The 12,527-nt window shown below is 52.1% G+C and carries 6 protein-coding genes; 2 read left to right on the top strand and 4 right to left on the bottom strand.

The window, feature by feature from the left end:
* Positions 1-8 precede the first annotated feature (8 nt).
* From BM030_RS07375 to BM030_RS07365, 3 genes are all read right to left on the bottom strand, one after another.
* Positions 9-4,526: an efflux RND transporter permease subunit gene (locus BM030_RS07375; protein WP_244518757.1), complete on the bottom strand. Its 4,518-nt coding sequence runs from the start codon at positions 4,524-4,526 to the stop codon at positions 9-11.
* Positions 4,527-4,631: 105 nt separating this feature from the next.
* Positions 4,632-5,774: an efflux RND transporter periplasmic adaptor subunit gene (locus BM030_RS07370; RefSeq protein ID WP_090972783.1), complete on the bottom strand. Its 1,143-nt coding sequence runs from the start codon at positions 5,772-5,774 to the stop codon at positions 4,632-4,634.
* Positions 5,775-5,945: 171 nt separating this feature from the next.
* Positions 5,946-6,314, bottom strand: a complete 369-nt coding sequence (locus tag BM030_RS07365) for a hypothetical protein (protein WP_090972781.1) — start codon at positions 6,312-6,314, stop codon at positions 5,946-5,948.
* Positions 6,315-6,411: 97 nt separating this feature from the next.
* On the opposite strand from BM030_RS07365, the gene leuS reads away from it, so the two are divergent.
* Positions 6,412-9,204, top strand: a complete 2,793-nt coding sequence (gene leuS, locus BM030_RS07360) for a leucine--tRNA ligase (protein WP_090972779.1) — start codon at positions 6,412-6,414, stop codon at positions 9,202-9,204.
* 3 nt (positions 9,205-9,207) lie between these two features.
* On the opposite strand, the gene BM030_RS07355 is transcribed toward leuS, so the two are convergent.
* Positions 9,208-10,053, bottom strand: a complete 846-nt coding sequence (locus BM030_RS07355) for a universal stress protein (protein ID WP_090972777.1) — start codon at positions 10,051-10,053, stop codon at positions 9,208-9,210.
* Between the two features lie 205 nt (positions 10,054-10,258).
* Here BM030_RS07355 and BM030_RS07350 point away from each other — a divergent pair, with 205 nt between their 5' ends.
* A complete protein-coding gene (locus tag BM030_RS07350) occupies positions 10,259-12,376 on the top strand; it encodes a S9 family peptidase (RefSeq protein ID WP_090972775.1) in 2,118 nt (705 codons plus the stop codon).
* The last annotated feature ends 151 nt before the right edge of the window (positions 12,377-12,527 follow it).

Genomic DNA, 12,527 nt, shown 5'->3' with positions numbered 1-12,527 from the left:
GGGCGCGGTTATTGTCCGCCGCCGCCCAAGGCCTTGTACAGGTTAATACGAGCCTGCAATTTTTCTCGGGACGCTGTTACCCGGTTCAATTCGGCTTCCAGTACGCTCCGCTGTGCGGTGATGATATCAAGGTAATTGGCGCGGCCAGCCATAAACAGGTGGTGGGCAGACTCCACCGCTCCGGTGAGCGCCTCTACCTCTTCGTTATGGTGTTCCAGGCGCCGGTTGGTAAAGCGCAACGCATTCAAGGCATCCTGCACTTCTTTCCATGCCAGAAGCACCGTCTTTTCATACCTATGGAACGCAATACCATAGGCGGCCGATTGCGTTTCGTAAGCAGAGCGGATGGCCCGCTGGTTAAAGAGGGGCGCTGTGATGCCACCAAGCAGTCCGTAGGTTACAGACGCTGGCGTGAGGAAAAGCTTGTCGGGGTCAAATGCCTGGAACCCGACATGCGGGGCCAGCGCGAGGGTAGGCAGGAATTCCGCACGTATGGCTTGCAGTTCGTTCTTGGAAGCGAGTAGCTCCAGGGTAGCTTGGCGGATGTCTGGGCGGTGTATGAGCAACTGCGGCGGAACCCCGGCCGGCATAGGCGAGCCGTCCGTCAGCTTGCCCCAAGCTGCCGAGTCGCGCTGGATGGGCTTGGCGAATGTGCCGGTCAGAAAATTCAGGTGGTTTTCGAGCGCCTTAATTTGTTGGACGACATGCTGCTCCCTGCTTTTCGAATTAGCCAGCATCGCCCTGAACTGCTGCACTCCGAGTTCGGTGGCCCGACCGGCCAGTTTCTGTGTGGTAACGGTTTCCAGTGCCTCGCGCTGCAACTGAATGTTTTTGCGGATGATGGCTGCTTCCTGATCCAGCGCCAGCAGGTCAAAGTAGGCCGTGGCCACCTCAGCAACCAGGGCCGTTTGCACCAGCCTGCGGCCTTCATACGACGCCAAGAGACGGTGATAGGCTGCCCGTCGCCTGTTTTTCAGTTTGCCCCAGATATCGATTTCCCACGCGGTGCGCAGGCCGATAAAATAGTCAGGAAGTGGATCGGGCAACCGTTCGTCTTCCGAAAGGTTTTCCGAAAAATTGGTATCATAGTTGCCGATGCCATCCATTGTGTAATGTCCGAACTTTCGCAGCCCCGCTTGTGCCACCGCATCAACGGAAGGCAGCAATGCTGATTTCCGGAGGCGGAGGTTGGCTTTTGCCTTTTCCAGTTGCAGCATGGCTTCGCCCATATCGGGGTTTGCCGATAGCGCACTGTCTATCAATACGGCCAAGTGATTGTCATCGAAGAAACTGCGCCAGGGCACATCGGCAGTGTTGGCCGTATCGGTGGATGCCGAGTCGGTATGGAAGACACTGGGTAAGGCGCGGTGCCGGTATGCCGGCAATTCCCGCGAACCGCCACACGAAGAAAGGAATAACAAACTCGCTACAGCAGCCAAGGCGACAGCTTTCGGGGCGAGCGGCTTGTTTCTCCGGGATTTCCATGAAGCGAAGAGCACATACAGCCCGGGGATAACCAAGACTCCAATAATAGTGCCCACCACCATGCCCCCTACGGCGGTGGTGCCGATCGACCGGTTGCCCAGGGCGCCAGCACCCGATGCCAGGGCCAGCGGTATGAGCCCCGCCACAAAAGCAAAGGAGGTCATCAGAATAGGACGGAGGCGGGCCACCGCACCATCCACTGCCGCTTGCAGGTAAGTGGCTCCGGCTTTCTGTTTCAGGATCGCATATTCCACAATTAAAATGGCATTTTTCCCGAGCAGACCGATGAGCATTACCAAAGCAACCTGGGCATAGATATTATTCTCCAACCCGAGCAGCTTAAGGAACAAAAACGCGCCGAAAACCCCTGCCGGCAACGACAAGATAACCGGCAGCGGAAGCAAAAAGCTTTCATACTGCGCCGCCAGTATCAGGTAGACGAACAACAGGCACAAGGCAAATATGTACACTGCCTGGTTTCCGGAAAGAATTTGTTCGCGCGTCATGCCCGACCATTCAATTTCATAGCCTTGGGGTAATACTTCCGCCGCAACCCGTTCCACGGCCGAGATCACATCACCGCTGCTGTAACCCGGTGCAGCATCGCCGCTGATTAGCGCCGAACTGAACATATTGTACCGCGTTACTTGTTCAGGCCCATAGATTCGTTCCATCGAGAGGAATGCCGAGAAAGGAACCATCTCGCCAGCATCATTCTTCACATACAGGTTCAGTACATCCTCCGGTTTCTCACGGTATCCGGGGCCGGCCTGCACCATCACCTTATAAAGCTGCCCGAAGCGGATGAAGTTAGAGGCATACAGGCTGCCCATGAGGGTTTGCAATGTACCCATGGCGTTTTCGACACTTATACCTTTTTTTGCGGCCATGTCATAATCCACCTGGATCAGGTATTGGGGGAAATTGGGATCGAACGTAGAAAACGCACTGCCGACTTCCGGCGTTTCTTCCAGGGCTGAAATGAACGTGTTCATCGCCTTTGCCATGGCGGCGAGGTCTTCCGTACCGGTGCGGTCGAGCAGCCGGAGTTCAAAGCCACTGGAATTACCGAAACCCGGAACCGTTGGCGGCGGGAAGTATTCAATTTTGGCATCCAGCAGGTGGGCTGTTGAATCCGCGAGCCAGCGTACCATGTCATCAACAGACACATGGCGATCTTCCCAAGCCTTCAGGTTAATCATGCCCATGCCGTAAGAAGCCCCGGTCACTTCGGTGACGATGCTGTAGCCAGCCAGCGTAGATACGGTTTCCACCGCCTCGTGGCTGCGGCTGATGGAATCGATCTGGTTGAGCACAGCCTCCGTGCGGTCTACCGTGGCACCAGGTGGCGTAGTCACATTTACGTATATCATACCTTGGTCTTCCGTGGGGATAAAGCCCGAGGGTAATATGGCATTCATTCCCCATGTGGCTATGAAAAATGCCCCCAGCAATCCCAGGGTAATGATTCGCCGTCCGGCGATGCGCCCAACCAGTCCGGCGTATTGGCCAGCCACCTTATTGTACCATCGGTTGAACGCCCCGAAGAACCTGGCCAGCCATCCGTTGCGTTCAGGCCTGTCATGGGGCGATCGCAGGAGCAATGCGCACAATGCCGGTGTGAGTGTCAACGCGTTGATGCCCGATATGACGATGGACGCCGCGAGGGTAAGCGAAAACTGACGGTAGAAGATGCCGACGGGCCCGGAAAGGAAAGCTACCGGCACGAACACCGCAGACATCACCAATGTGATGGCCACCACAGCGCTGCCAATGTCTTTCATTGCCGCGAGGGTTGCCTCCAAAGGGGGCAGGTGATCTTCTTCCATCTTCACGTGTACCGCTTCCACCACAACAATGGCGTTGTCAACAACGATGCCGATGGCCAATACCAGTGCAAACAACGTGAGCAGGTTGATGGAAAAGCCCATCAGTTGCATAAAAAACAGTGCGCCGATAAGGCAGACAGGCACAGCCAATGCTGGTATCAGCGTTGATCGGAAATCCTGCAAAAAGATGAACACCACGAGGAACACCAAGATGAACGCCTCGATAAGTGTTCGCATTACTTCGCTGATGGAAGCATCCAGAAAGCGGGATACGTCATAGCTGACCGTATACTTCATTCCCGGCGGGAACGACGTAGCTTTCAGTTCCTCCATGCGTTCTTTCACCCGTTCAATTACCTCCTGCGCGTTGGATCCCGGCAGTTGTTTCATCATGATAGAAGCCGAAGGACGTCCGTCTGTTTTTGATGTCATTTCGTAATCAAGCGACCCGAATTCCACATCGGCGATATCCCGTATGCGGAGGATGGATCCGTCGGCACTGGCTCGGATGGGGATGTTTCCGTATTCATCTGGGGTGGCGAACCTACCCGGATAGCGTAACACGTATTGTTGCATGTTTACCCGTTGGTCCGATCCGATACCCGTTTGACCGGGGGCGGCCTCCACATTTTGGGCCCGTATAGCAGCTATGACCTCTTCGCTGGAAATGTTATAGGCAGCCAGCCTGTCCGGCTTTAGCCATACGCGCATCGCGTAGTCCCGCATGCCCATAATCTCAGCGAAGCCCACTCCTTCAATCCGTTTCAGTTCTTTTAGGACGTTGATATCCGTGAAGTTGTAAATAAACCGCTCATCGGCCGTGGGGTCATCGCTGAAGATATTCAGGTACATCAACATGCTGTTCACCTCTTTTTCGGTAATTACGCCTGCCCGGATGACCTCCTCGGGCAATTCGTCAAGCACGGTCATCACGCGGTTTTGCACATTTACGGCCGCAATATCGGGGTCGGTACCCACCTTGAAAAAAACTTGGATGAGCGTGGTGCCATTATTGGTAGAAACCGAGGTCATATACGTCATGCCTGCCACCCCGTTGATGGCACGCTCCAGCGGAATGGCCACGGCATCTGTACACACTTCGGCATTTGCGCCGGTGTAATTGGCGGTGACCACCACCGACGGCGGTACTATGTCAGGAAATTGCGTGACAGGCAATGTAAAAAGTGACAGTAACCCCAAAAGGGTAATCATTAGGGAAATTACTAACGACAATACGGGTCTTCTGATGAATGTTTCGAGCATCTGTTAATATGGAGATATGGTGTGAAATGAACGTTAAAACGATGTATCCCGAATCTATCGATTAGCTTGGGCTATCCGATTATCGGGATCTACGGTTACGGGTTCTATGGCCATGCCGTCGCGCAGATTAAGTACCCCCTCAAAAACTATCCGATCTGAGGCCGATAATCCATCTTCAACGAGGTAATAATGGCCGATCCGCCGACCGGCAGTGAACGGCGTCATGGAGATAACATTGTCGTCCGAAACCCGGTAAACGTATGTGCGGTCTTGAATTTCAAATACAGCCTTTTGGTGTACAACCAGCGTATTGCCAGTACTCACCGGCACACTGATTTTTCCGGTAGCACCGTGCATAAGCAGGCCCTCTGGGTTCGGGAAGCGGGCACGTAAGGCAATGGTTCCCGTGGTTTCTTCAAATTGGTTTTCAGCAAACTCCGCTTTGCCTGCGTGCTGATAAGGGGCTCCATTGGCCAGGACGAGATTTACCGGCATGTCGAAATCCACGGTATTTTGGTTGCCTTCATCAATATAGCTGAGATATTCCCGCTCCGTAATTTCGAAATAGGCATACACCGCACTGAGGTCAGCAACAACGGTCAGCAACGCCCCTTCATCCAGTAAGCTGCCCTCCTTAAGCGGGATGCGCCCGATTTTGCCGTCAAAAGGCGAACGTATCGTGGTGTACGAGAGCTGTGTTTTTGCATGTTGGAGTAATGATCGGGCTTCGTCAACGCTTGATTCAGCGGCGCTTAGCTGGGCTTCTATCACTTCCAGATCCGTTTCCGACACGATTTTTTTGTCGACCAGCAGTCGGGTGCGGTCGACTTCTAGCGCGATGGTTTTGGCATTGGCAATGGCGTTGTTCAATGTAGCTTCCGCACGTGAAACTTCGGAAACATATTCCGTGTCGCTAATTTTGAACAAGGGTTGCCCCCGCCGTACTTCGCTGCCCTCGTCTACATATATCTTCTCTAAGAAACCCTTAAGTTTAGACCGCACTTCAATATTTCGGACAGCGTGTATGTCAGCGATATAGTCGTTGTAAATTACCGTGTCCAGCGAACGGACGGCTGTTACGGGGACGGGCTGGATTGAAATGTTATCGCCCGGCTCGTTAGTTGCCTGATTCGTGCATGACACCAGCCATAAATCACCGAGCGTTAAAAATAGTAAGAAAGTTGTTTTTGTATTCATCGTTATTTGCTTTTTGACTTGCTCAAATTCAAATCCATAGCAGCCAAGGTTTATGGCGCTGTCGCTCAGGAATTGTCCCTGGGAGGCAGACTTCCACCACGGTTGCTCATTAATATGTACAGGAAATTACAGGTCGTTTGGCCCCGAATGTGCCAACCCGTAAGGGGCGGTTCAGAACGGCTTCAGCCGGAAGAGATAAAGATAGTATCCCGGAAGGCATTTCAGTTTTGAGCCGAATGCCGACTTCATGGGAGTGCTTAACAGGAGCGGTAGTTGGGTCAAGCTCGCAACGAGCTGCTTGGGAAGTAGCTGGGCTAACGAGAAAGCACCAAAATTGGGCCGGTATTTTTCATAATGAAAATCGGATTCATTGGCCGCATCGTTCAATGGAAAATCCAGTAAATCGTCCAATACGATTTCAATCAGCGGATCACCGTCCAGAAGGCCGCGGTCGTACTGGCCGTGGTAAGGCCCGTCTTGGTAACACAGGCAGTTAATGTAGGCAAATAACGCGAGGAAATTGAATAATTTCACCGACATAGCGGCGCAAATATACGAAAACATCATTTGCTTTCAAGTTTTTGCCAATGCTAAAAAAAACGTATTTTCGCCGTTCTTATTTCGATCCGGACGTATCATGGAATACCATCATAAAACCATTGAGAAGAAGTGGCAGCAGTTTTGGGCGGAAAACCGAACTTTCCGCGTGGACAATGCGGCGGGGAAGCCGAAATATTATGTGCTGGATATGTTTCCCTATCCTTCCGGCGCCGGCCTGCATGTAGGCCACCCGCTTGGATACATTGCTTCAGACATCTTTGCCCGTTATAAGCGGTTAAAGGGTTTTAACGTGTTGCATCCGATGGGGTACGATTCGTTCGGCCTGCCGGCGGAGCAATACGCCATCCAGACCGGACAGCACCCGGCCGTCACCACTGAGGCTAACATCAAACGTTACCGGGAGCAACTCGATAATATCGGATTCTCCTTTGATTGGGACAGGGAGGTACGGACAAGCGATCCCGCTTTCTATAAATGGACGCAATGGATATTCATGCAGCTTTTTAATGCGTGGTATAACAAAGCCAACGATAAGGCCGAACCCATTGCAACGCTTGTTGCACATTTCGAGTTGCATGGAAGCCGAGGTATACAAGCCGCGTCGGATGATGACGTCCTGTCGTTTACCGCTGCCGAATGGGCCGCGTTCAGCGAGGAGGAGCAACAACGCGAATTACTGAAATACCGGCTGGCCTACCTACGGGAGAGTACCGTCAACTGGTGCGCAGCCCTGGGTACGGTGCTGGCCAACGATGAGGTAATCAACGGCGTTTCCGAACGGGGTGGATACCCGGTAGAGCAGAAGAAAATGATGCAATGGAGCATGCGCATCACCGCCTACGCCGAGCGTCTACTTCGGGGGTTGGAGACCATCGACTGGCCGGAACCCTTGGTGGAGATGCAGCGTAACTGGATAGGTAAAAGTGTTGGTGCAAGCGTACGGTTCGGCGTGCCTGTCCTCGGCGACGGCCGTTATATCGAAGTGTTTACCACGCGAGTCGACACCATTTATGGGGTGAACGCATTGGTGCTCGCTCCTGAGCACGAATTGGTGGAGGCGCTCACCACCGGATCGCAGCAGGCAGAAGTGGAAGCCTACATCGCTCAAACCAAGAAAAAATCCGAGCTCGACCGCATGGCGGATGTAAAAGCCGTATCGGGTGCCTTCACCGGCAGCCATGCCATCCATCCGCTGACGGGTAAAGAAGTTCCGATATGGATAGCGGATTATGTATTAGCCGGTTACGGAACCGGAGCTGTGATGGCTGTGCCATCGGGTGATCAGCGCGACTACCTGTTCGCTACCCATTTCGGGTTGCCCATCATCCCCATTTCGGACGCCCAGCAATTGGATGGACAGGCGGACCCCACCAAAGAAGGACGGTACATCAACTCCGATATTATCAACGGCATGACCTACCAAGAAGCCGTGGATACGCTGATTGAAAAGCTGGAATCGCTGGGGGCGGGAAAGGCTACCATCAACTACCGGATGCGCGATGCCATTTTCGGCCGCCAGCGCTACTGGGGCGAACCTGTGCCGGTATACTTCAAAGACGGACTGCCCCAGCTTATCGACGAAGGTGAGTTGCCGCTATTGCTGCCGGACGTGGATAAATACCTGCCCACGGAAACGGGAGAACCCCCGCTGGGCCGTGCCAAAGACTGGAAGTATCGCGGCACGTTTGAATATGAACTCAGCACCATGCCCGGCTGGGCAGGGTCAAGCTGGTATTGGTACCGGTATATGGATGCGCAGAACGAGGCGGTATTTGCTTCTAAAGAAGCTATCGACTACTGGCGCGATGTAGACCTCTATATCGGCGGTTCGGAGCACGCTACAGGCCACTTGCTGTACAGCCGCTTTTGGAACAAGTTTCTGAAAGATATGGGGTATGTACCCGAAGAGGAACCTTTCAAGAAACTCATCAACCAGGGCATGATCCAAGGGCGCAGCAATTTTGTATATCGCGTACTGGATGGGGAGGGCAAGGGAACCAATACCTTTGTTTCCTACGGATTGAAGGACCAATATCGCACGGTGGCGCTGCATGTTGATGTAAACATCGTAACCAACGACGTGCTCAATCTTGATAAATTCCGCCAGTTCCGGCCTGATTTTGCCGATGCCGAATTTATCCTCGAAAACGGCAAATACATCTGTGGCCATGAGGTGGAGAAGATGTCCAAGTCTAAATACAACGTGGTCAATCCCGATGACATCATCGAACAGTACGGCGCTGACACCCTGCGCATGTACGAGATGTTTCTCGGTCCGCTGGAGCAGAGCAAGCCCTGGAATACCAATGGCATTGAAGGGGTTTATAAGTTCCTCCGTAAATTCTGGAAATTATTTCACGACGCTTCGGGCAACTTTGCCGTAAGCGATGATGCGCCCACCCGGGCCGAGTTGAAGGCTTTGCACAAGATTATCAAGAAGGTAGCAGAGGATATTGAACGGTTTTCGTTCAATACATCGGTATCTTCTTTTATGATTTGCGTCAATGAGCTGACCGACCTGAAATGCAACAAACGGGCCATCCTCCAGGAACTATGCGTGGTGTTGCATCCTTACGCTCCACACATCACCGAAGAGCTGTGGACGCTGCTGGGGCATGAACCCGGTACCCTGTCGTATGCAACGTATCCGGCATTCAACCCCGAATACCTGGTGGAAAGCGAATTTTCATATCCCATTTCTGTCAATGGAAAAACACGGATGAACCTTACGTTGCCGCTTGACATGGAACAGCCGGATGTGGAGAAAGCCGTGCTGGCCAATGAAGATGTGCAACGCTACCTCGAAGGCAAGGCGGTGCGCAAGGTGATTTATGTGAAAGGCCGGATAGTGAATATCGTGGCGGGATAGCCATCAGGCATTATGGAAAAATACGGGTATTTCCAGTTGGTGTGCCATAGCTTTGACCCTATCGCCGGAAAACAGCTTATCGAAGAAACCTTTTCGTTCGCGGGATACTATCAGCAAGTCCATACCGTCGGACTGCGCTAAGCGGAACACGTGTTCAGGGAAATCTTCCTTGACGTCCATGCGGTCAGAGAACGGGGCTGTTTTATCCAGCACGCGGCTGATTGCCGTCCGGTCCTGGATGTGTTTGGCCCAATCCGCGAGGTCTTTTTCGTCTTTATTGGCGCCTTTCTCAAACAAATGGATCAATGTCACCTGCTGTGGGGCTTCTCCTATGGCGATAAAAGCTTCCAGGGCTTCAATCTCCGAGGGTTGGAAGTTGGTCAGCAACCCAACATTACGCTGCTGGAAGGTTGGCGGGGTTTCGGGTACCGCCAATACCGGTATGGGTGAATTTTTGATGATTTCAAATGTGTTGCTGCCTAAGACGGCATGCTTAAGGCCCGATGCGCCCTTGGTACCCATCACAATCAGGTTGTTCTTGGCTTCACGTGCGGTTCGGTAAACCACATCACTCATTACCCCTTGCTTGCAGTCCGTGGTAATCACTACCCCGGAAAACTCCTCCTCTAAATCGGCAGCTGCAGCGGTCATGTTGCTTTCAGCTTCATTGGCTGCTAACTCCTGCGCCTCGCGGTTTAGCTCTTCACCCCCGAAGGCCGTGGAAAACGGTGTATATAGGTGTAGTAGGTGGATTGACCAACCAAAATGCCGTGCCATCTGAGCAGCATAACGCGCGGCTGCTGCTGCATTGTCTGAAAAATCAGTGGGAACCAAAACTGTCTTGCTCATATTACATGCTATTTTCTATCTATCTAATTCGCGACTTATCTTATAACATCCCTGCATGCGACTTTGTTGGGATAAGCTATTATTTCGTGGCAGGGGGTTGCTGAGCGGGTAAGACAGGAAGATGGTTTGCATCCCGTATGCAGAAACGTAAAATTTATTACCTTAGCCCCTGCAATTCGCTTTCAAGCACCTAATGTACACGTAAATGAATAAGAAATTATACCTCACTTTAGGCACGGCCCTGTTGTTTATTGCCTTTGCCGGCGCACAAACCAAACGGCTGGATTTAGAACAGTCACTGGGACTGAAGCCATCTTTGACGAAGCCCATCAACCCGATTGAAGGGTGGGCCGATGCAGCGCACTATATCGAGCGCGATGTAAAAACCGGACAGCAATATGAGGTGCATATCCGTACCGGCGCGCGCCGACCTTATACACCGCCACCCAGTGCAGCCATCGAAGCGTTTATGGAAGACGGCGATATTTACATCCGCCGGGGGGAAAACGATAAGGTACAGCTTACCCATTCACCCGATGTAGAAGAAAAGAACCCGACGCTCTCACCGGACAACCAATATGTAGCTTTTACGCGAAATAACGACTTGTATGCCATAAAGATAGCCGACGGTCACGAAATCCGCTATACCCATGATGGTACGGATGTGATTTACAATGGATGGGCATCGTGGGTATATTTTGAAGAAATCTTGGGGCGTCCTTCCCGTTATAAGGCCTTTTGGTGGTCGCCCGATAGTAAAACGCTGGCTTTTATGCGGTTTGATGACACGCAGGTACCTATGTTCCCCATCTATGGTTCCGCCGGACAACACGGCTACCTCGAACAAACACGTTATCCCAAGGCAGGCGACCCAAATCCTGAGGTTAAGGTAGGTTTCGTGCCCGTGGGAGGAGGAGACATCGTGTGGGCAGCGTTCAACGAAAAAGATGATCAGTATTTCGGCGAACCCTACTGGAGCTTCGACAGCAGTAATCTGATGGTACAGTGGATGAACCGCGACCAGACCAACCTCAAATTTTACGCGGTTGATCCGAAAACCGGGGCGAAGAAAGAAATTTACGATGAAAAGCAGGAGGCTTGGATAGACCTGAGCCACAGCGAACGCATCACCTACCTCAAGGATAACCAGCATTACATCCTCAAGAGCGATAAAACAGGCTGGGCACATTATTACCTATACAGGCTGGACGGTACGTTAGTAAACCCCATTACATCCGGAAGGTGGCAAGTAACGGCATTGGAACTCGTGGACGAAAAAAACAAAGTGATTTATTTCAGTGCACGGAAGGAACACTCGGCCACGGTAGATCTCTATCGTGTGGACTATAACGGAAAAAACCTGAAACGGCTCACGTTTGGCGACTATACCCATCAAGTGAAGGTTGCACCGGATGGCCGGCACTTTATTACTACCTATTCCAATGTAAGCACGCCGCCGAAAGTGGCACTGCTGGACAATAAAGGAAAACTGATCCGCGAGCTGGCAGACAGCAAGGTAGATGATTTCGATGACTATATTTACGCCAAGACAGAACTGATTACCATCCCCACACCCGACGGGTACCAGTTGCCTGCGACCATCACCTGGCCTACCGATTTCGATCAGACAAAACCGCATCCCGTCATTTTCAGCATCTATGGCGGTCCGGATGCCGGAACGGTGCGCAATACCTGGAAGGGTACCGCTAATCAACATTGGGCCAACGAGGGCATTATTCAAATCAGCGTGGATCACCGCGCATCGGGGCACTTCGGCAAAGAAGGCGTGGCGTTGATGCACCGGAAACTCGGCTATTGGGAAATGGAAGATTACATCACCGCTGCCCAATGGCTGAAGAGCAAACCGTGGGTAGCCAACGATAAGTTGCTCATCACAGGCCATAGCTACGGCGGTTATATGACCTGCCTGGCATTGACCAAAGGGGCCGACTATTTTGACTACGGTATTGCCGGAGCGCCCGTAACCAGCTGGGAACTCTACGACACGCACTATACTGAGCGGTTTATGGATACCCCGCAGGACAACCCCGATGGCTACCGGCAAGGTTCGGTGCTGACTTATGTGGATAATTATAAAGGAGTGTTGCGTATTATGCACGGCGATATGGATGACAACGTGCACATGCAGAATACCATCCAATTGGTAGATGCATTGACCGATCGCGACAAGCCTTTCGAACTGATGATTTATCCCGGTAGCAGGCACGGGTTTGCCCGTGAAAAGTCGGGATATGACCGCAAAGAGCGGTACCGGTTTTATTATCAGTATCTATTGGAAAAGCCGATGCCGGAAGAGCTGTAAAATACCTGTAGTTGAGTATTTCAGGCAATGATTGGCTATCGTAACTTTGTGCTGTTCGCATCATAGCCATCAATGAACAACGGCCTGTTTAGACAGCTATTACGTTTACTTCCTTTCATTGGCTTCATAACCGCAGCCCATGCAAATGATA

Origin of the sequence: Parapedobacter composti (assembly GCF_900112315.1) — a bacterium.
In the GTDB taxonomy this organism is placed as follows: domain Bacteria; phylum Bacteroidota; class Bacteroidia; order Sphingobacteriales; family Sphingobacteriaceae; genus Parapedobacter; species Parapedobacter composti.
This window is presented reverse-complemented; position numbering and strand designations above follow the sequence as displayed.